Genomic DNA, 21,057 nt, shown 5'->3' on the forward strand with positions numbered 1-21,057 from the left:
GAATTAGCGATGCCGGAAACTGTATCGGCGTGCGCACCGGCCGGTCAAGGCGCGAATTCTGCCGATAGGGGTTGCGAAATAGGGGTTGACGCAATCGAATTGTACTGTCGGACAATATCTTTCGAAATGATCATCTTGACGGTGGTAGGGGCTGGTGTAAGACTTGGTGCAGGTCGTTCACCCGGCTCCGGGGGCAGGCCCATCGCATCAGAATGGGGTAGCGCATGTCGATAGTAGACGAAATTCAAAAGGACATATTCGACTATCTGGATTCGCATTACGGTATCGAGCAGGACGAAATCAAGAGTCATTCGGCGTTGAACGAACTCGGGGTCGATTCGCTGGGCCTGCTCGCCATTGCCGATATTGTGCGGAAGAAGTACGGCATCGTCCTGGACGACGAGCGGATCGCCTCGGTGCGCACCTTCGGGGACTTCACCGATCTGCTGGAGCGGAAGGTGGCCGCGCGGGAGAGTGCGATCGGAGCGGAGAGGTGAGCGCCTACATCACCGCGACCGGTCGCTATCTGCCCGGCGATCCGGTGCCCAATGACGAAATCGAGGACTACATCGGCAAGGCCGGTCTCGCATCGGCGGATCTGCGCGAGATGATCCTCGGCAATAGCGGCATCAAGACCCGCCACTACGCGATCGATAAGAATCAGCAGACGGTGATGTCGAATGCGGCGATGGCGGCACAGGCGGTGCGCGCGGCCGTCGCGCGGGCGGGTCTCGGCCCGGACGAGGTGGAAATGCTCGCCGCCGCGACCACCATGCCCGATCTGCTCGGGCCGGGGCACGCCAGCATGATTCACGGCGAACTCGGCTACGCGCCGATGGAGGTCATGACCGCGCACGGGATCTGCAGCTCCGGGATGATGGCATTGAAGGACGCCTATCTCCAGGTCGCCATCGGCGAGAAGCGCAATGCCGTCGCGGTGGCCAGTGAATTCGCCTCGCGTGGCTTCAAGAGTTCCCGATATGCCGAGATGAAGTCGGTGATCGAAGAGGGCACGCTGCCCATGGAGACGGCATTTCTGCGGTACATGCTCTCCGACGGCGCCGGTGCGGCGGTACTGCGGTCCGAGCCGGAGCCGGGCAAGATCAGTCTGCGCATCGACTGGATCTCGCTGACCTCCTACGCCAATACCGAACAGGCGTGCATGTACCTGGGCAGCAATGACAATGCCTGCACCAAGAGCTGGGGCGACTACCCGACCACCACGGCCGCCGCGCACGATGGGGCGCTGGCGATTCGGCAGAAGCTGTCGCTGCTCCCGCATTTGGTCGAAGTCGGCATCCAGGAGTACCAAAAGCTCGTCGCCGCCGGAAAATTCGATCCGGAGAAGGTCACCTGGTATCCGGTGCACTACTCGAGTGAGCGGATGAAGGAGCTGATGATCGGCGAGTTCAAGCGCCGCGACATCACTCGGGGCGAGATGGTGAACTGGTACAGCAACCTCACCAGGGTCGGCAATATCGGCAGCGCCAGCATCTACATCATTCTCGATGAAATGCTGTCCGAGGGGTTGATCAAGGAGGGCGACACCCTGGTGTGCATGGTGCCCGAATCCGGCCGCTTCATCATCTCGTTCATGCATCTCACGGCGGTGGCCGCGGACCGGGTCTGAGGTGTCCGGCCATGGCTGAGGAACAGCGGCTGCGCGAATATCTGCGCACCGCGGCCGGTGAATTGCAGCGCACCCGGGATCGGGTGCGGCAGTTGGAGGCTCGCATCTACGAGCCGGTGGCGATCGTATCGATGGGCTGTCGCTATCCCGGCGGCGTGCTCGGTCCCGACGATCTGTGGGACATGGTCGCGGCGGGACGCGATGTCGTCTCCGGGTGGCCCACCGATCGCGGCTGGGACTTCGCGGGCGTCACCGATCCCGATCCGAGCCGGACCAGGATGGTGGAACAGGGCGGATTCATCGAGGGCGCGGGCGATTTCGATGCGCGCTTCTTCGGGATCAGTCCCCGTGAGGCGCTGGCCATCGACCCGCAGCAACGTCAGCTGCTCGAGGTGGCGTGGGAGACCTTCGAGCGGGCGGGTATGGATCCGACCGGCTTGCGCGGCAGTCGAACCGGGGTGTTCGTCGGTCTGATCGGGCAGTCCTACGGAACCGTCGACGGCGCGTATCGCGCGTTGACGACAGAGCAGATCAGCGGTCTGTCCGGCTTCCTGCTGACCGGCAAGGCGGCAGGCGCCGGATCGGGGCGGATCTCCTATGTGTTCGGTTTGGAAGGTCCGGCCGTGACGGTGGATACCGCGTGCTCGTCCTCGCTGGTGGCACTGCATCAGGCCATGGCGTCGGTGCGGTCGGGGGAGTCCACCCTCGCGCTGGTCGGTGGCGTCACGGTGATGGCGACGCCGGATATGTTCGCATCCTCGAGTGAGCGTGGCACCGCCTCCGATGGGCGCTGCCGCTCATATGCCGCCGCCGCCGACGGAACCGTGTGGTCCGAAGGCGTGGGAATGCTACTGCTGGAACGGCTTTCGGATGCCCAGCGCAACGGCCATCCGGTACTCGCGGTGCTGCGCGGTTCGGCGGTGAACCAGGACGGCGCGTCCAATGGCTTCACCGCGCCGAACGGTTCGGCGCAGCGGCGGGTGATCCGCGCGGCGCTGGCCAATGCCCAGCTGTCCGGCGCGGACGTGGATGTCATCGAGGGCCACGGCACCGCGACCGTGCTCGGCGATCCCATCGAGGTGCAGGCGCTGCTCGCCACCTACGGACAGGAGCGGGACCGTCCGGCGCTGCTCGGGTCGATCAAATCGAATATGGGCCACTGCCTGGCCGCCGCCGGGGTGGCCGGGGTGATCAAGATGGTCATGGCCATGCGCCACGGCGTGGTCCCGCCGACGCTGCATGTGGACGAGCCGACGCCGCACGTCGACTGGACGGCCGGGCAACTGGAGCTGGTCACCGAGACTCGGCCGTGGCCGGATACCGGGCGACCACGGCGGGCGGCCGTATCGTCGTTCGGCATCACCGGCACCAATTCCCACGTGGTGCTCGAGCAGGCCCCGACACAGGAGCCCGCGCCTGCATCCGACGGTGCGCCGCCGGTGCTGGCCTGGGTGGTGTCGGCGCGGTCGCCGCGGGCGCTGACGGGTCAGACGGAACGGCTCGCGGGCCAGCTGCGCGCGCAGCCGAATCTCGATCCGGTGGATATCGGTCATGCACTGGCGGTTTCGCGTGCGCGGCTGCCGCACCGGGCGGTGCTGATCGGTCGCAAATACGATGATTTGCTGGCCGGGCTGGAAGCGCTTGCGGCCGGACAGGATTCGCCGACTGTGCTGCGTGCGGTGGCGTCACCGGTGGCCAAGACGGTGGTGTTGTTTCCCGATGCGGGGCTCGCCGGTGCCGGGCGTGGGCTGTATGCCGATTTTCCGGTCTTCCGCTCGGCCTATGACGAAGTGGATGCGGCGTTCGCGGATCTGGGACGTCCGCTGCGCGATCTTGTGACAGGTGAGCCCGATTCGGCCGCTGGATTGTGGGATCGTCCAGAGTTCGCGCGGGCGGGAGTCTTCGGCATCGAGGTGGGGTTGTCTGCGTTACTGGCCTCGTTCGGGGTGCGGGCCGACTATCTGGTCGGACAGGGCATCGGCGAGGTCGCGGTCGGATATGTGGCGGGAGTGTTGTCGTTGACGTCGGCGGTCGAGTTCATCAGGGCCGGAAGCGATCCGGCGGAAATCGCGCGGGTATGCGCGAACGCGAGTTTCGCGGATACGAAGGTCGCCATTGTGTCCGCCCGGACCGGCCGACTGGTCGTTCGGGACGAGCTGTGCTCGGCCGAGTATTGGACGGCGGAGCCTCGTACGGAGGATGCACCCTGGGAGGCGATCCGGTGGGCGGCCGCGCATGCCGGATCGATCGTCATGGAATTGGGTTGCGGTGTATGGACGCAGCGCGCGCGAGAAATCGTCGGCGCGACCGTCACCGGGGATACCGATGTGGTCGTCACGCCGATGCTCGGCACCGGGGAATACGGTCCATCGGACGAGGCGATCGCCTTCACGGCCGGCCTGGCCCGTGCGCATACCGCCGGAACGCCGGTGGACTGGTCGGCGCTGTATGCGACGACCGGGGCGCGGCGAATCGACCTGCCCACCTATGCCTTTCAGCATCGCACCTACTGGCTGGGTAGGTGAGGCGTGCGGGATGGCCAGCACATCGCGGTGGTCGGTGCGGGTATTTCGGGACTGGCGGCCGCCCATCGCCTCCAGCAGGCGGGGCACCGGGTCGAACTGATCGAACGCGAACCGGAGCCGGGTGGCCGGTGCGGTGCCAGCCTGCTCGGTGACCGGCCGATCATGGCGGGCGGGCGCCTCATCGGCCGCAAGTACACCGCACTGCGCGAATTCCTGACGGAACTGGGCCCGTTCGGCCTCGAGCGCTATCCGCTGCGGATGTCGCGGATCGTGGACGGTGCGCTGTTCACCATCGACCATCGCGATCGCTCCGGCGGCCTGCGGCATCTCATCGAAGCGGGTGCCCCCGCACCGGATGTCGCGAAGTTCTCCTACCTCGCCACCCGCGCAATGACCGCCGACGGCCTCCTCGAACCCGGCTATTACGCCAGACTCGCCGCGCACAGCGACCACAAACCGCTCAGCGAACACTTCGGCCCGGCCCTCACCGAAATACTGTTGCGCCCCATGACCGTATGGACCCACGGTGCCGAGCCCGAGGAGGTCTACCTCGGCTCCTTCGGCGCGACGCTGGCGACCGTGCTCGATGACTTCGACCGCCTGACCGACGGTATCCAGCCGGTCTTCGACGCCCTGTCCCGACAGGTTGTGCTGCGCACCGGCGCCACGGCGTCGCGCTTACTGGTGCGCAATGGCCGGGTCCGCGGCCTGGTCATCGCCGAAAAGGGCGCTCCGCCCATCGAACACCGCTATGACGCGGTTCTGGTGGCGACTCCGGCGCTGGCGGCCGCCGATCTGGTGATCGACGAATTCCCCGCCGTCGGCAAGCTGCTCTCGCAGATCAGGTACCTCCCGGCCGCGGCGGCGGTCGTCGAATACGACCGCGATATCTTCGCACCCGATGTCTGGGGTATCACCTTCGACGACGGACCGTGTCGCGCCGTCGGCCCGGAGAGTCCGAGCCGCCGCGATATCGTCCGCTATATCTTCGCGGGCCGCGACGCGCGTCCGCTCCCATCGGCCAAAGGCTTCGAAACCTGGCTCGCCCGAGCCGAACGCGCCGTGCTCGAACACTGCGCCGCCACCGGTGCCGCCCGCCGCCATCGGGTAACCCGCACCTGGGATACCGCCTACTGTGCCTACCTGCCCGACCACGGCGATTTCACCGCCAAACTGCGCCACGAGATCACCACCTGCACCGGCCTCGCCGTAGCGGGCGACTACCTCATCGGCACCTCCCTCGAGGCCTGCTTCCGCTCCGGCACCAGCGCCGCCGATGACCTACTGGCCCAACTGGTGTGACCGTCATTGCACACTGTTAACTCGGCGGCCGCTGCGCACGATAAACCTCGTGAAGCCCCGGGCCATCCCCTTCGGTCCGGGGCTTCGCTGCACTCTGCGTCCGTGTCCATCGCATGGCACGCTGTATCCATGGTGGAATCGCCGAACCGCACCGGGCAGGGCAGAGCCGCGTCGGGCCTGCGATTTGCGATCGAGCTCATCGCCTGGATCACGACACCATGGGCGCTCGCCGGGCATTCGGCCTTGCTCGCGGTGCTGTCGGTGGTGGTGTTGATCGGTCTGCCGACGGTGTTCGCCACGCCGGGTGACAAGCAGCAGATTCTTGTCCCGGTGCCGGGGTGGGTCACGATCGCCCTGGTTGTGCTGCAGGTGGTCGCGGCCGTCATCAGCACCTGGGTCCTCTTGCCGACCTGGATCGCCGTCCTGGTCCAAGTGCTCGCGGTGCTCACGGTGATCGCGGAGTTGCCGCGCTGGCGCTGGCTCTGGCGCGCTGGCGGAGGGCCTATCCGGTGATGGTGGCGCGGACGAAATTGTGGTCCGAGAGACCGTCGACGGCGACCACCGCCGCATCGGTCACGGTGGCGCCCCGCACGACCACGTGGTCGATGAACTGAGATTTCGTGCCCGAGGTGCGCGGGCGTGTCGGCACCGAATCGGCGGGCAGATCGGCGATGGCGAAGTCGGCGCCGAGTGCGGATGCCACGGTGTCGCGGTCGATGTTGAAGTCGCCGAGCAGGACGGTCGCCCGGCCCGGTGCGGCGAGTTCGGCCAACCGCGCGAGCTGACGGGTGCGCCGCGGGTCGCCGGTCACATGGGTTGCCAGGAAAACCATTCCGGCCGTTTCGACGGCCAATGCGCCATTGCCCGGATCGTTGTCGAAGGATTCGGCCGCGACCTCGCGGCCGGATCCGTCGATCAGGAGCACGAGGTGTTCGGTGCGGTCGCGCAGCGGACTGGTGCCGCTGCGCGGATGCGGGACGCGCGGATAGCGCAGCGCGTGAATATCCCTGCCGGGCAATGTCGATCGCAGACTTGCCAGCTGATCGCCGCTGACCTCCTGTAGGGCGATGACCTGTTCGGGGCGCGCGGCCAACCAGTCGGTCACCGCCGCGATGCGTGCCGCTTCATCGGGCCAGCGCGCCGCGATATCGGAGCCCCAGTTCTCCGCGTGTACGCGATGCAGAACGTTCCAACTGGCCACTGTGATCACAGGGCACGATGCTAGTGGTCACCGGCCGGGAAGTTTGCCGATGAATTCGGCCATGGGCACCTGCAACCGCTGCCACCGTTCGGCGGACATGCGCGGTGGCGCATCGAGATCGACGACCAGTGCGGTGGCGACGGTCTGCGGCTCGGTGTATTTGAGCAGTCCCTCCGGACCGTGTCTGCGGCCGAGTCCGGAGCTGCCCATACCGCCCATCGGCGCACTCGGGCTGGCCGCGGCGACCGCATAGCCTTCATCGACATTCACCGCACCCGAGCGCAATCGGACCGCGATGGCCTCGCCCTCGGCCGGGGTCGCGGCCCATACGCTGGCGCTGAGGCCGTACTCGGTGTCATTGGCGAGCCGGACGGCCGCATCGATATCGGCGACCGGGTAGATCGAGACCAGAGGGCCGAAGGTTTCCGCACGGGCACAGTCCATGTCGGATGTCACCCCGGTCAGCACCGTCGGCTCGAAGAACAGTGGACCGAGGTCGGGCCGGGCCTTGCCGCCGGTAACGACCGTCGCGCCCTTGGATTTCGCGTCGGCGAGGTGTTTGGCGACGGTGGCGAGTTGGTCGGCGGAGCTGAGACTGCCCATCGCGGTGGTGAAGTCGTAGCCGGCGCCGAGTGGCATCGCCTCGATCGCGGCGACGAATTTCGCCGTGAACTCCTCGGCGATCGATTGCTCGACATAGATGCGCTCGATGGACAGACACAGCTGACCGGCATTCGAGAAGCACGCGCGCAGTGCGGCCTTCGCGACCTTGTCGAGATCGGCGCCCGCGGTCACGATCATCGGATTCTTGCCACCCAATTCGGCGGAGAATCCGATCAACCGGTCGGCGCACTGCCGGGCGAGCACCCGCCCGGTGGTCGAGGAGCCGGTGAACATGAGGTAGTCGCAGTCCGCGACGATGGCGCGTCCGACCGTCGAACCCGGACCGGGAACCACCGCGAGCAGGTCGCGGGGCAGCCCGGCCGCGTAGAGCAATTCGGCATTGGCCAAGGCGGCGAAGGGCGTTCGGGACGCGGGTTTCAGCACCACCGCATTACCCGCGAGCAGTGCCGGAATGGAATCGCCGATGGCCAGGAACATGGGGTAATTCCACGGCGCGATGACACCGACGACGCCCTTCGGTTGCGCGTGTACGTGCACCCGGGTCAGACCGGGCAGCGGCCCGGGAACTCGCTTCGGCTTCAATAACTCCGGCGCCAGCCGCGCGTAATACTGTGTTCCGGCGAGGATTCCGAGTATTTCCTCCTGCGCGGTCCAGCGGGCCTTTCCGGTCTCGGCCTGGATGATATCGAGCAGCAGGTCGCGGCGTTCGAGTACCAGTGCGCGATAGCGCTTGATGACATCGACGCGGGCGCGTACCGGTAGCGCGGCCCAATCACGCTGCGCGACTGAGGCTTTCGTGAAGGCGGCGTGTACGTCATCGGCATCGGCCCGCGGAACCGGGCCGAGCGGTTGGCCGGTGAACACCTCGTCGATCGTGGTGGTCGGTCGACCGTCGTGGTCGGTGACCGAGGCGAGCCGACACAATCGCTGGAAAACAGTGGATTCCGGAACCGGCATTGTCGTACTCCCGCCTCGCATGGAATGTCGAATAGAAAACTACCGCCGAATTAGACGAATCGGGACCAGCGGTTGCCGACCGATTACCGGACGGTGGACGGGCGCAGACCGGCCACTAATTAGGCTCGGAATATCGGCGAAAGTCGAAGGTTTCCGGTGCAGCGCAACCACATTCGAGGAGTCCAGATGTCACAGTCGAATGGCGACCGCAGCGCGGTGCTCGAACGCGATGAGCTCAGCCGCCGCGCCCCCGAGGAGCAGCGGCGGCTGCTGCGCGAGCTGGTGGTCGAGCAGGTGACCGATGTGCTCGGCGGGATCGCGCCCGAGGTGATCGACGTATCGGCCTCGTTCCGGGACCTGGGCTTCGACTCTCGGTCCGCGGTCGAACTGCGCGACCGGCTGCGCCGGGTCAGCGGCGTGGAGCTCACGGCCGCGGTCGCCTTCGACTATCCGACCATCGACCGGCTCGCCGAACTGCTGCGCACCAGGCTGATCGGTGCCGACGCGCCCGAGGGCAGCGGATTCGTCGCATCCGCCACCGATCCTGAGGAACCGATCGCCATCGTGGGCATGGCCTGCCGCTATCCCGGCGGCATCGCCTCGCCGGAGGACATGTGGCGCATGCTGATGGCCGGTCGCGAGGTGACCTCGGAGTTCCCGCCCGAACGCGGTTGGGACGATTGCTACGATCCGGAGCCGGGCGCCGAGGGAAAGACCTACGTCCGTTCCGGCGGATTCCTGGACGGCGCCGCGGCATTCGACGCGGGCTTCTTCGGCATCTCACCGCGCGAGGCGCTGGCCACCGATCCACAGCAGCGCCTGTTGCTCGAGGTCTCGTGGGAGGCGCTCGAGCACGCGCGCATCGACCCGAGTTCCATGCACGGCAGTCGCACCGGCGTCTACGCCGGAATGTTCTACAACGACTACGCCGATGACACCGCACCCGCGGACCTCGCCGGATATCTGATGACCGGTATGACGGGAAGTGTCGCGTCCGGGCGCATCTCCTACGCGCTCGGGCTGGAGGGTCCGGCGCTCACCATCGATACGGCCTGCTCGTCGTCGCTGGTGACCGTGCATCTGGCCGCCCAGGCGCTGCGGCGCGGCGAATGCGATACCGCGCTGGCCGGCGGTGTCACGGTCATGGCGAAGGCCGCGCCGTTCATCTCGTTCAGCATGCAGCGCGGGCTGGCGCCGGACGGACGGTGCAAGTCCTATGGCGAGGGTGCCGACGGCACCGTGTGGTCCGAGGGCGTCGGTGTGCTGGTGCTGGAGCGATTGTCGCGGGCCCGGGCGCAGGGCCGCCGGATTCTGGCATTGGTGCGCGGTTCGGCGGTGAATCAGGACGGCGCGTCCAATGGGCTGGCCGCACCGAACGGTCCGGCGCAGCAGCGGGTCATCCGGGACGCCCTGGCCGATGCGAAGATCACCGCCGCCGATGTCGATATGGTCGAAGGGCACGGCACCGGAACGGTTCTGGGTGATCCCATCGAGGTGCAGGCGCTGCTGTCCACCTATGGCCAGCAGCGGCCGAGTCCGGACGATCCGCTGTGGCTGGGTTCGATCAAATCGAATATGGGACACACCCAGGCCGCCGCCGGTGTCGCCGGAATCGTCAAGACGGTGCTGTCCATGCGGCACGAAATGCTGCCGCGCACACTGAATTCCGAGGACCCGACCGAACATGTGGATTGGACCGAGGGCAATGTTCGGCTGCTCGCCGAATCACGGCCGTGGCCGCGCCGGGCCACGCCGCGACGCGCCGGAATCTCCTCGTTCGGCATCAGCGGCACCAATGCGCACCTGATCATCGAGGAGCCGCCGATCGATGAGCCGAATGACAGTGCACCACAACGGAACAAGCCGCTGATCACGCCGTGGGTACTGTCCGGGCGCACCGAGGCGGCAGTGCCCGCGATGGCGCGGCGGTTGTCGCAGTACCTGACGGCATATCCGGACACCGATCCCACCGATATCGGGCACTCGCTGATCGCGACCCGCTCGGAATTCGAGCACCGGGCGGTACTGCTCGGTGCCGATCGCGATGAGCTGCTGGCCGCACTGGAAGCACTGACGGCAGAACAGGATTCGCCGCAGGTGGTCCGCGGCGTCGCCGGACGTGATGTCCGCACCGCGGTGCTGTTCCCGGGCCAGGGTGCGCAGCGCGCGGGCATGGGCACCCAGCTGTACCGGGCCTATCCGCTGTTCGCCGAGATCTTCGACGAGGTGTGCGCACAGGTCGATGCCGCCACCCCGGACTGGACCGTGGGACTGCGCGAGGTGATCTTCGCCGAACCGGACACCGCGGCGGCCGCGCTGCTGGACCGGACCGAATACACCCAACCCGCCCTGTTCGCGATCGAGGTCGCGCTGTTCCGGCTGCTGCAGTCCTGGGGCGTCAGCCCCGACTATCTGGTCGGGCACTCCATCGGTGAAATCGCGGCGGCGTTCGTGGCCGGGGTGTGGTCGCTCTCGGACGCCTGCGCGCTCGTCGCCGCGCGCGGACGACTGATGCAGGCGCTGCCCGAGGGCGGCACCATGGTCTCGGTCACCGCTGATGAGGACGAAGTGGCCGCGCTCATCGGCGATCGCGCGGACCGGGTCGGCATCGCGGCGGTCAACGGGCCGCGCTCGCTGGTGCTCTCCGGCGACGACGATGCCGTCGGCGAGATCGCGGCGATCCTGACCGAGCGCGGCCGCAAGACCAAACGCCTGGTGGTGAGTCACGCCTTCCATTCGCCGCGGATGGAGCCGATGCTCGCCGATTTCGAAAAGGTCTGTGCCGGACTGACCTACCACAAGGCGACCATTCCGATCATCTCCACGGTGACCGGCGAACCGGCCAGCGATGACGAATTGCGTTCCCCGGCCTACTGGGTCGGTCAGGTGCGCCGACCGGTGCGGTTCATGGCGGCCGCTCAGCGGCTGAGCGATGCCCGAGTCGGCGTCGCGTGGGAGGCCGGACCCGGTGCGGCGCTGACCACGCTGGTGGTGCAGACCGCCGCCGCGGCCGAGCAACCGGTGCCGACGACCAAACCGGTGCTGCGCACGCCCGGTGCGGACGGCGAGGTGTCCGGACTCATTGCCGCGCTGGCCACCGGATATTGCGCTGGTGCGCAGGTGAATTGGGCGGAGTTGTTCGCCGGTAGCGGTGCGACGGCGGTCGACCTGCCGACTTATCCCTTCCAATGGCAGCCGTTCTGGCTGCAATCCGCGGGTGTCGGTGATGTGCGGCAGTCGGGGCTGGAGGATGCCGCGCATCCGCTGCTCGGCGCGCTGGTGCGGCTGCCGGAATCCGATGAGATCGTCTGCACCGGACGGCTTTCGCTGCGCAGCCATCCGTGGTTGGCCGATCACGATATCGCGGGTACCGTGCTGCTGCCCGGCACCGCCTTCGTCGAAATGGCCCTGCACGTGGGCAGTCTGGTGGACTGCACCCGACTGGCCGAGCTGGTGCTGCAGGCGCCGCTGCCGCTGTCCGGTACCGGCGCGATCGAATTGCGCGTCGTCGCGGCCGCACCGCAGGACACCGGCGCTCGGGCGCTCACGGTGTACTCGCGCCCACAGGCCGAATCCGAGACCGGTGAACAGATCGAATGGACGTGCCACGCCGTGGGTGTCGTCGAACCGGCCCCGCAGGATGAATCGGCCACGGTGAGTGCGGATTTCGCGACGTGGCCGCCGTCGGGTGCGGAGCCGGTCGCGCTCGACGGCGGCTACGACGATCTGGCCGAGGCCGGATATCGCTACGGCCCGCTGTTCCGCGGGCTCACCGCACTCTGGCGGCGCGGCGACGATCTGTTCGGCGAGGTGGATCTGCCGGAACAGGCGCGCTCCTCGGCCGAACGGTTCGGCGTGCACCCCGCACTGCTGGATGCCGCGTTGCACGCCATCGCCCTGGGCGGCGGCGCCGCGGGTGCGGACGGCGAGGTATCGGTGCCGTTCTCCTGGGAGGGCGTCTCGCTGCACGCGGTGGGTGCGTCGTCGCTGCGGGTGCGGCTGACCGCACCGGCGCCGGACCGGATCTCACTCGCATTGGCCGATGCGGGCGGCGCTCCGGTCGCCGAGGTGGCCGCGCTGGCATTGCGCGCGCTGCCGCGCGAAGCGCTGGTCGTGAAGTCGACCGTGAACGCGGATCTGCTCGGTACGACCTGGATTACCGTGCCGCGCACCGAGGACGTGACCGTCGACGAGCCGTGGGCGCGGCTGGGCGAGAGCCTGGAATCGGCGACCGTGGCCGGGCAACGGGCCGCGGTGCTCGCCGCCGATGCCGTCGAATCGGATAGCAGCGCACCCGAATCGGTACGCGACTGGGTGACCGACCTGATGACGACCGTGCAGCGGCTGGTAACCGAGGAGGATGCCGCCGAACGGATCCTGGTGGTAGTGACCCGCAACGCGGTGGCCGTGCACGGCGCGGAACAGGCCGAGCTGGCGGGCGCGGCGGCCTGGGGCCTGCTGCGCAGCGCGCAGAACGAGAACCCGGGGCGGATGCTGCTCGTCGATGTCGACGATTGGGCGCACTACCGCGACGCCGTCGAACAGGCCGTCACCGTCGCCGACGAACCACAGCTGGCGCTGCGGCGCGGTGGATTGCACGCGGTCCGGGTGAGCCGCTCCGGCGCCGACACGGTCGATGCGAGTACGTCAGCGGACGCGGGCGACTGGCGGCTGCTCCCACTCGGCAAGGGCACCTTGACCGGCGATAACCTCGCGCTCACACCGGATCCCGACGCCACCGCACCGCTGGCGTCCGGTCAGGTCCGGGTCGCGGTGCGGGCGGCGGGTGTGAACTTCCGTGACGTGCTGATCGTGCTCGGCATGTATCCGGATCCGGACGCGCCGATCGGCGGTGAGGGCGCGGGCGTCGTGCTCGAAGTCGCCCCGGACGTCACCGATTTCGCGCCGGGCGATCGGGTATTCGGCTTCCTGCCGGTGGTCGGCTCCACCGCCGTGGTGGATCGGCGGCTGGTGGTCGCGATGCCGCGCGGCTGGTCCTTCGCACAGGCGGCCGCCGCACCGGTGGTCTTCGCCACGGCGTACTTCGGCCTGGTCGATCTGGCCGGATTGCAGCCGGGGGAGACGCTACTGTTGCATGCCGCCACCGGCGGCGTCGGCATGGCCGCCGTGCAGCTGGCCCGGCATCTCGGCGCGGAACTCTATGTCACCGCGAGCAAGCCGAAGTGGGATGTGCTGCGCGGCATGGGATTCGACGACGCGCATATCGGCGACACCCGCACCCTCGATTTCGAACAGCGATTCCTCGACGCCACCGACGGACGCGGCGTCGATGTCGTGCTCGACTCACTGGCCAACGAATTCGTCGACGCCTCCCTGCGCTTGCTGCCGCGCGGTGGCCGCTTCATCGAAATGGGCATGACCGACCGACGTGAGCCGGACAAGGTGGCGGCCGAACATCCCGGCGTCTACTACCGGGCCTTCCACCTGATGGAAGCGGGCCCGGACCGGCTGCGCGAGATCATGACCGAACTGGTCGAACTGTTCGACTCCGGTGTGCTGCGGCCGATTCAGGTGACGTCCTGGGATGTGCGGGAGGCGCCGGAGGTTTTCCGGTTCATGAGCCAGGCCCGCCATATCGGCAAGAATGTGCTGACGGTGCCGCAGCGGTGGAATCCCGTGGGCACGGTCCTGGTGACCGGCGGCACCGGCGGACTCGGTGCCGTGCTCGCCCGGCATCTGGTCGGTGCGCGCGGCGTGCGCAGGCTGCTGCTGGCCAGCCGCCGCGGTCCGGCCGCCGATGGCGCGACCGAACTGGTGGCCGAATTGACGGCCCACGGTGCCGATGTCGATATCGTCGCCGCCGATGTGGCAGATCCGGCCGCGATATCGGCACTGCTCGAGGCCATTCCGCCGGAGCATCCACTGACGGCGGTGGTGCATACCGCCGGTGTGATCGACGACGGCATGTTCGATTCCATGACGGCCGAGCAGGTGGCAACGGTCTTCACCCCCAAAGTCGATGCCGCGCACCATCTGCACGAGGCCACCAAGGATCTCGACCTGGCCGCCTTCGTGCTCTACTCCTCCATCGCGGGCGTGCTAGGCGGACCGGGCCAGGCCAATTACGCCGCGGCGAACGCCTATTTGGACGCGCTGGCCCGCCGCCGCCAGCTCGCTGGACTGCCCGCCACCGCGCTGGCCTGGGGCGCCTGGCGCAGTGCCAGCGGTATGACGGCCGAACTGGGCGATCAGGACTGGGCGCGGATGCGTCGCGAGGGCATGCTGCCCATCGACGATGACCACGGCATGGCGCTCTTCGACGCCGCGCTCGCGAGCGGCCGGGCCACCGCGGTGGCCGCGCGCCTGGATGTGTCGGTGCTCTCGGCGATGGATCCGGCCGATATGCCCGCCATGCTGCGCGGTCTGGCGCGGTCCTCGCGGCGGGCCGCGGCGGCCAGGTCGAGTGAATCCGCGAAATTCGCGGCCGGTCTGATCGGCCTGGATCCGGCCGAACAGGAGCGGGTCATCGTGGACGCGATTCGCGCACAGGCGGCCGCCGTCCTGGGCCATCAGTCGCCGGATGCGATCGACGTCGAACGCCCGTTCCAGGAACTGGGTTTCGATTCGCTCGGCGTGATGGAGTTCCGCAACCGGGTCAAGTCCGCGGTCGGCATCAATCTCGGCACCACGGTGGTCTTCGACCATCCGACCCCGGCCGCACTGGCCGGATACATCCGTCAGGAGATCGCACCGGTCGATGACGCACCCGCCCGGATCAGGTCCGAGGTGGCGGCGCTGGCGAAGAGTTGCACCGCGGCCTCGCTCGATCCCGACGATCGACGCGATATCGCCACCCGGCTGCGGGCCGTGCTGCGCGAACTCGACGGCGGCGCGGAGCGCGAGAGCATCGCTGATCTCGCGGTGGCCGAGGACAGCGAATTGTTCGAATTCATCGACCAACTGGACTGATTCGAGGCCGAAGGGAGATGCGGCACCATGGCCGATGACGAGCAGTTGCGCGAATATCTGCGCCGCGCCGTGCACGAGTTGCAGGAGACCAGGCAGCGGTTGCGCGAGGTGCGGGCCGAGCAGACCGAGCCGATCGCGATCATCGGAATGGCCTGCCGGTTTCCCGGTGGCGTCCGGTCGCCGGAAGCACTGTGGGATCTGGTCGCCGAACAGCGGTCGGTGGTTATGGAATTCCCGACCGATCGGGGCTGGCGTCCGGCGGCGGCGCATGACGAACCCGGTATGACAACCGTCGGTCTCGGTGGATTCCTCGACGGCATAGCGGATTTCGACGCGGGATTCTTCGGCGTGTCCGAACGCGAGGCCGGGGCAATGGATCCGCAGCAGCGGTTGCTGCTGGAGGTGGCGTGGGAGGCCATCGAGCGGGCGCGCATCGACCCGACCACCTTGCGCGGCACCGATACCGGGGTATTCGCGGCGGTCAGCGATCAGATCTACTCGGATTGGTCGCCGGACTGGGACGGATTCGAGACGTACTACGTGCTCGGCACCCAGGCCAGCCTCGCCACCGGACGGATCAACTATCTACTCGGGCTGGAAGGCCCCGCCGTCACGGTCGATACGGCCTGCTCGGGTGCACTGGTCGCACTGCATCAGGCCGTCGAATCGCTGCGTGGCGGCGGGTGTTCGCTGGCATTGACCGGCGGCATCACCGTGATGTCGCTGCCATCGCCGTTCATCGCGTTCTCCCGGCAACGTGCCCTGGCGCCCGACGGCCGGTGCAAACCGTACGCACAGGCCGCCGACGGCACCGCATGGGCCGAGGGCGTCGGCATGTTCGTGGTGGAGCGCCTGTCCGATGCCCGGCGCAACGGACATCCGGTGCTCGCCGTGATCCGTGGCAGTGCCATCAATTCCGATGGCGCGTCCAATGGTTTGACCGCACCCAATGGTCGAGCCCAGCAGCGCGTTATCCGGCAGGCGCTGGTGAATTCGCAGGTGTCGGCCGCCGATGTGGATGTGGTCGAGGGGCACGGCACGGGGACGCCGCTCGGCGACCCGATCGAGGCGCAGGCATTGCTCGCGGCCTACGGGCGCGACCGCGATCCCGAGCGGCCACTGTGGCTCGGCTCGATCAAATCCAATATCGGGCATACCCAATCCGCTGCGGGCACAGCGGCATTGATGAAGATGGTGCTGGCCATGCAGCACGGGGTGGTGCCCGCGACATTGCATGTCGATCGGCCCTCCGAACACATCGACTGGTCGGTGGGCGGGGTCCGCCTGGCCAGCGAGGCGCGACCGTGGCCGGAGACCGGACGGCCCCGACGGGCGGGCGTGTCGGCATTCGGATTCAGTGGCACCAATGCACACGTCATCGTCGAGTACGACCCGGCGCAGACCGATGCGGAGCCGGGCATTCCGGACGAACCGCGAGCCGTCCGGCAATATCCGGTGTACCCCTGTGTGCTCTCGGGCCGGACGGCACCGGCGCTGCGGGATCAAGCCGCGCGCCTGAGCGCCCTGCCGCCCGCGGATATCGCGGATATCGGTTTCTCGTTGGCGACCACCCGCACCGTCTTCGATCACCGGGCCGTACTGCTCGCCGCCGACCATGATGGTCTGCGGGATGCGGCATCGGCGGCGGCGCGCGGTGCGATCGACCGAGCCGTGGTCTCCGGTGTCGCCGCGTCCGGCCGCAAACTCGGCCTGCTGCTACCCGGTCAGGGCAGTCAGCGCACCGGCATGGGTCGGCAACTGTACGAGGCGTTTCCGGCTTTCCGCGCGGCCTTCGACGAGCTGTGCACCGCCTTCGACACCCATCTCGACCGGCCGCTGCGCACCGTGATGTTCGAACCGCAGGCCGCGGCTGAGTTGGACCGCACCGAGTTCACCCAGCCCGCACTGTTCACCGTCGAGGTAGCGACCTACCGATTGCTCGAATCCTGGGGACTGACCGCGGATTTCCTGCTCGGCCACTCGATCGGTGAACTCGCCGCGGCATATATCGGCGGTGTGTTCTCCCGTGCCGATGCCGTGGCCGTGGTGGCGGCCCGGGGACGGTTGATGCAGCGGCTCGGTCCCGGGGCCATGCTCGCGGTGCGCGCGTCGCTCGATGAGGTCACCGAATCGCTTGCCGGATATGACGACCGGGTGTCGGCCGCCGCGAGCAACGGTCCCAACGCGACCGTCATCTCCGGTGACGAGGACGCGATCGGCGCATTGGCGAAGTTCTGGCGGGCGCGGGGCAGGCGGATCCGGCGACTGCGGGTCGAACGTGCCTTCCACTCCCCACATTTGGACGGCCTGCTCGAGGAATTCGGCGCCATTGTGGCGGCCGCCGAATTGAAGCCGCCGTCGATTACCTTGCTGTCCAATGTCACAGGTAAACCGGTCACGGCCGAAGAGATGTGCGCACCGGAATACTGGGTCCGTCAGGCCCGCGGCACCGTGCTCTTCCACGACTGCATGCGCTATCTGCTCGACGCGGAGGTCGATACCTTCGTCGAGATCGGCCCCGGTGACGTGCTGTCCGGTATGGCGTATGAATGTGCCGCCGATCGTGCGTGCGTCACATTTCCGACACTGCGTACCGCCGAATCCGAGCCGCACGACCTGATGCGGGCCGTGGCCGGGGCGTGGGTGCGCGGTATCGGGGTGGACTGGGCGGCGATCTTCACCGATACCGGGGCGCGGACGGTAGACCTGCCCACCTACGCATTCCAGCACCGCCGGTATTGGCGTGGCACACAGCACTATTGGTGCGACAGCACCGAGCCCGTCGCGCCTCTGCATCCTGACGAGCCCGCCGAAGCAGCCGCATTGCCGACCGCGGACCCGAACGCCGAATTCCGGGCACGCGCGCGGGCGCTATCCGAACCGCAGCGATCCGACCTCGTCCTCACGACGGTATGCACCCAGATCGCCGCGATCCTGGTCGACCGGGCCGACGGCGAGATCGACCCGGATACCGGCATTCTCGCCACCGGGCTGACCTCCCTGTCGGTACTGGAACTGCGCAACCGCATGAATGCGCTCGCGGGCGCGTGCATCCCGGTCGAGGGCTTTCTCGACAACCCAACCCCACGGGCTCTCGCCGGGCTGGTTCTCGCCGAACTCGTGGACGACGCGGTGCGCGTCGGTATCTGAGGAGGACACCCATGCCGAAGGAACTGCTCGCTCCGCCGACCACACATACCAGCGGGCTGAGTTTCGAGCAGACCGTGCCGTGCTCGCTGGCCCACCGGCGCTGTCTCGGTGAGGTTTTCGTCGCCGATACCGCGGCCGCCGGTCCGGGGGAGTATCTGGCGGCGATACAGATTCCGCGCGCGCATTCGCTGTGGTCGGATCGCGTCACGGACTTCCACGACCCGCTCGCGGCGGTGGAGGCGATCCGGCAGGCCATGACCGTGCTCGGGCACCGCTACCTCGGGCTGCCGCTCGGTACCGCGCTCAGCCTGCAGCGGATGACCGCCGAGATCGAGGATCACAGCACGCTGCGCGATACCGGAAACGATCCGCTGGAGGGCATCGTGCGGATCCGCACCGACCTCGGATCCGGCGCCAGCTATCTCGCCGAGCATTCCTTCGACGCCACCCTGACCATCGGCACCGCCGCGGCACTGACGGTGCGCGGCGGTGGCATCGCCTTCCCACCGGAGACCTACGCCGAATTCCGCACGCACCAGCGACGCAACCGTCCGGAGCAAGCGGCTGTCAACGCCCCCGCACCGGTGCCGCCGAATCGCGTCGGTAGGCGCGACTCTCGCAATGTCGTCGTCGGCGGTGATCTCGAACTGCTCGTGGATCGCACACATCCGTCCTTCTTCGACCACCCCTACGACCACGTCCCCGGGCCGCTGATGTTGGAGGGCTTCCGACAGGCCGCTCTAGTGGCCGCGGGCGAGCCGTACGCACTCGCCGGGCTGGAAGCCACCTTCACCGGTTTCGCCGAACTGGACGGCCCACTGACCTTCACCCACCGGGTCGATGCGGATCCGGACTTCGGCGCCGATATCGAGTTGGCGCTGTCCCAGTTCGGCGTCCGGATCGCCGAATGCCGAATCGAACTCATTCCGTATCCGTCCGAAGCGCACTCATCCGACGCGCAGAACTGAGGAGACCGCGATGGAAAATCCGAGACATGCCGACCGGCGGCTCGCAGTCGTCGGCGCCGGTATCGCAGGCATGACGGCCGCGCTGCAGCTGCACAAGGCCGGTTACGAGGTGGAACTGATCGAGCAGATGGAGGTGCTCGGCGGACGCTTCGGTGTCGACCGGCTCGGCGATCGCCCGGTCATGACCGGCGGTAAGAACCTGGGCCGCAAATACAGTGCGCTGCGGGAATTCCTAGCCGAATTCGGCGACCCCGAATACGAGGAGTTCGGCATCAACACCTCGCGGGTACTCGACGGCAAGATACTCACCCTCGACAGCAAACAGAGCGCCTGGGACAAGATCAGCCGCCTGCGCCGCCTCGGTCCGGTGCGAGATCTGCTGAAACTTGCCTATCTGGGTTTTCTGGTGCGCCGCAAGGAGGAGAACCGCTTCCTCGGTTCGGCGGCCTTCACCAGGATCGCCGACCGCAACGACGACCGACCGCTGAGCGCGCACTTCAGCCCGCGCATCGTCCGAAATATGTTCCGTCCCATGAACGTCCGCATGAACGGCGCCGAACCCGACGAGGTCTATCTCGGCACCTTCGGCACCAACCTCAACATGATCATGGACACCTACGACCAACTGACCCACGGCATTTCGCCGATCATCGATGAGCTGTCCGAGCTGGTACGCGTGCGCACGAATACCAAGGTCGAGCAGGTCCTCACCGCGGACGGCCGAGTGATCGGCCTCGGCATCTCCGAACACGACGGCCCGGTGACCGACCACTACTACGACGGGGTCGTACTCGCCTCGCCCGCCCACGCCACCGCCGAGATCGTCAAATCCGAACTGCCCGCCCTGAGCGATCTACTGCGCGAGGTCAAATACTTCCCCGCCGCGGTGGTGCTGGTCGAGTACGACCGCCCGGTCTTCGGCACCGAGGTCCGTGCCATCGTCCTCGACGACGGCCCGTGCAGCAACGCCGGCGTCTACGGCATCAACGACCTCCACATCGTCCGCTACACCTTCAGCGGCCGCCACGCCCGCCCCACCCCGAGCGACGAGGTCCTCGACCAGTGGATCGACAACGCCGAGCGCGAACTCACCAACCTACTCGGCGTAGCCCACGTCGAGCGCGTCCACACCGTCAAGCGCATCTGGGACGCCGCCTACTGCGCCTACGTCCCATTCCACGGAAAGTTCCTATCACAGGTACACACCGAAGTCGCCGCAACCCCCGGCCTCGAACTAGCGGGAGACTACCTCCGCGGCGCTCCCCTCGAAGCATCCTGCCGCTCCGGCATCGAAGCCGCCAACAAGCTACTGAACCAACTGAATTCGGCCGTGCCGGCGTGAACTGGTTCTCGTCGGCCGTCTTGCGGGATACCGTTCGGCTCCGGCTACAACACCACGCCGAGCAGCGCGGCCAGCCCTATCTGGGGTAGGCCCATAAAAGCCCACAGCTGATCCACTTTTACAGACTAGCGCAGCGACCAATTACAGGAGTCGCTCGGAGGTGATGGGGGTCGCGGTGGGAGCAGCGGTCTGCTGCATACCAATTGGCTACCTCGCATAGCCTGTGTTCTATGCGAGGGTTCTAAATGGTTTGCGCCAGTGCCAGGCGTGGACTCCAGCGCTCGGGTCTGGCGACGCTGGCGGCTAGTATTCGAGCTGAATCCCGTCCACCAGCTCGCGCGTCGCTGATGTCAACGTGCGCCTCCCGGCCAGGATCTCACCGAGGATGTCGCGCTGATAACGTTGCTGTACAAGCCATTCCGGTGCCG

10 protein-coding genes and 1 pseudogene are annotated in these 21,057 nt (G+C 67.5%); 9 read left to right on the forward strand and 2 right to left on the reverse strand.

What is annotated here, in order from left to right:
• The first annotated feature begins 224 nt into the window (after positions 1–224).
• From ACQP2D_RS08890 to ACQP2D_RS08910, 5 genes and pseudogenes are all read left to right on the forward strand, one after another.
• A complete protein-coding gene (locus ACQP2D_RS08890; protein WP_433683223.1) occupies positions 225–497 on the forward strand; it encodes an acyl carrier protein in 273 nt (90 codons plus the stop codon).
• Complete coding sequence (locus tag ACQP2D_RS08895; RefSeq protein ID WP_433683224.1) at positions 494–1,630, forward strand: 3-oxoacyl-[acyl-carrier-protein] synthase III C-terminal domain-containing protein; 1,137 nt, start codon at positions 494–496, stop codon at positions 1,628–1,630. Before ACQP2D_RS08890 ends, ACQP2D_RS08895 begins: the two co-directional genes overlap by 4 nt.
• A 26-nt stretch (positions 1,631–1,656) precedes the next feature.
• Positions 1,657–4,155 (forward strand): annotated as a pseudogene (locus ACQP2D_RS08900) (type I polyketide synthase); the annotation flags it as partial.
• Positions 4,156–4,158: 3 nt separating this feature from the next.
• Positions 4,159–5,457 carry a protoporphyrinogen/coproporphyrinogen oxidase gene (locus ACQP2D_RS08905; RefSeq protein WP_433683225.1) on the forward strand — a complete coding sequence of 433 codons (1,299 nt, stop codon included), beginning with the start codon at positions 4,159–4,161 and terminating at the stop codon, positions 5,455–5,457.
• Between the two features lie 129 nt (positions 5,458–5,586).
• Positions 5,587–5,970, forward strand: coding sequence for a hypothetical protein (locus ACQP2D_RS08910; RefSeq protein WP_433683226.1), 384 nt, complete (start codon positions 5,587–5,589; stop codon positions 5,968–5,970).
• Here ACQP2D_RS08910 and ACQP2D_RS08915 read toward each other — a convergent pair.
• Both ACQP2D_RS08915 and ACQP2D_RS08920 read right to left on the reverse strand, forming a co-directional pair.
• The gene (locus tag ACQP2D_RS08915) at positions 5,960–6,667 is read right to left on the reverse strand and encodes an endonuclease/exonuclease/phosphatase family protein (protein ID WP_433683227.1); all 708 of its coding nucleotides are present in this window, start codon (positions 6,665–6,667) and stop codon (positions 5,960–5,962) included. The two genes, ACQP2D_RS08910 and ACQP2D_RS08915, sit on opposite strands and share 11 nt — an antisense overlap.
• 18 nt (positions 6,668–6,685) lie before the next feature.
• The gene (locus ACQP2D_RS08920) at positions 6,686–8,239 is read right to left on the reverse strand and encodes a succinic semialdehyde dehydrogenase (protein ID WP_433683228.1); all 1,554 of its coding nucleotides are present in this window, start codon (positions 8,237–8,239) and stop codon (positions 6,686–6,688) included.
• 186 nt (positions 8,240–8,425) lie between these two features.
• Between ACQP2D_RS08920 and ACQP2D_RS08925 the strand changes: the two genes are divergently transcribed.
• The 4 genes from ACQP2D_RS08925 to ACQP2D_RS08940 are packed head-to-tail and all read left to right on the forward strand — an operon-like array spanning position 8,426 to position 20,629.
• The gene (locus tag ACQP2D_RS08925) at positions 8,426–15,169 is read left to right on the forward strand and encodes an SDR family NAD(P)-dependent oxidoreductase (protein ID WP_433683229.1); all 6,744 of its coding nucleotides are present in this window, start codon (positions 8,426–8,428) and stop codon (positions 15,167–15,169) included.
• A gap of 27 nt (positions 15,170–15,196) precedes the next feature.
• Positions 15,197–18,319, forward strand: a complete 3,123-nt coding sequence (locus ACQP2D_RS08930; RefSeq protein WP_433683230.1) for a type I polyketide synthase — start codon at positions 15,197–15,199, stop codon at positions 18,317–18,319.
• Positions 18,320–18,330: 11 nt separating this feature from the next.
• Positions 18,331–19,287: an AfsA-related hotdog domain-containing protein gene (locus ACQP2D_RS08935; protein ID WP_433683231.1), complete on the forward strand. Its 957-nt coding sequence runs from the start codon at positions 18,331–18,333 to the stop codon at positions 19,285–19,287.
• A 10-nt stretch (positions 19,288–19,297) separates the two neighbouring features.
• Positions 19,298–20,629 (forward strand): protoporphyrinogen/coproporphyrinogen oxidase, encoded by a 1,332-nt coding sequence (locus tag ACQP2D_RS08940; RefSeq protein ID WP_433683232.1) that lies wholly within the window; start codon positions 19,298–19,300, stop codon positions 20,627–20,629.
• Positions 20,630–21,057: the final 428 nt, after the last annotated feature.

Source organism: Nocardia sp. CA-119907, assembly GCF_050955995.1.
Taxonomy (GTDB): domain Bacteria; phylum Actinomycetota; class Actinomycetes; order Mycobacteriales; family Mycobacteriaceae; genus Nocardia.